The 1,000-nt window shown below is 69.0% G+C and carries 1 protein-coding gene; it reads left to right on the forward strand.

The annotated features are described in order from the left end of the window. Positions 1-1,000: c-type cytochrome (locus ACOJB8_RS41120; protein WP_475017984.1), on the forward strand; the 1,000-nt coding region annotated here is incomplete at both ends.

Genomic DNA, 1,000 nt, shown 5'->3' on the forward strand with positions numbered 1-1,000 from the left:
TACGGGCATCGGCAAGTGGAGCTACGACGACTTCGCCAGGGCCGTGCGCCAGGGCGTGCGGCCGAACGGCGACACGCTTTACCCGGCGATGCCCTACCCGTCGTACGCACGCCTTTCCGACGACGACATGAAGGCGCTCTACGCGTACTTCATGCATGGCGTCGGGCCCGTGCAGGCGCAGAACCGCGCGGTGGACATTCCCTGGCCGCTCTCGATGCGCTGGCCGCTCGGCGCCTGGCGCCTGCTGTTCGCGCCGAAGGTGCAGGCGTTCGACGGCTCGCATTACAACGATGCGATCGTCGCGCGCGGCGCGTATCTCGTGCAGGGCCTCGGCCACTGCGGCGCGTGCCACACGCCGCGCGCACGCACGATGCAGGAGCTTGCGCTCACCGACCTCGAAGGCGACGACTTCCTCGCGGGCGGCGCCCCGATCGACGGCTGGGTCCCCTCCAGCCTGCGCGGCAACCCGCGCACGGGCCTGGGCAGCTGGAACGAGGACGACATCGTGCAGTTCCTCAAGTCGGGACGCAATCTGCATACTGCGGCGTTCGGCGGCATGACCGACGTGGTTCAGCACAGCATGCAGCACATGAACGACGCGGACCTGCTCGCCATCGCGCGCTACCTCAAGACGCTGCCCTCCAGTGACCCGAAGGAAACCGCGTATGCCTACGATCCCGCCGCCGCGCACAAGCTGCAAAACGGCGACGCGAGCGCACGCGGCGCAGCGGTCTATCGCGACAACTGCATGGCCTGCCACCGCAGCGACGGACGCGGCTACACGCGCGTGTTCCCGGCGCTCGGCGGCAACCCGGTCGTGCAGGGCAAGGACCCCACTTCGCTGATTCACGTGCTGCTCGCAGGCAGCGCGCTCGAAGGCACGCAATCCGCGCCCTCGTCGTTCACGATGCCGCCGTTCGGCTGGCGTCTGTCCGACCAGGAAGTGGCCGACGTGTCCACCTTCGTGCGTGCGAGCTGGGGCAACACCGGCGCGCCAGTG

The organism is Paraburkholderia sp. BR10141, assembly GCF_056155635.1.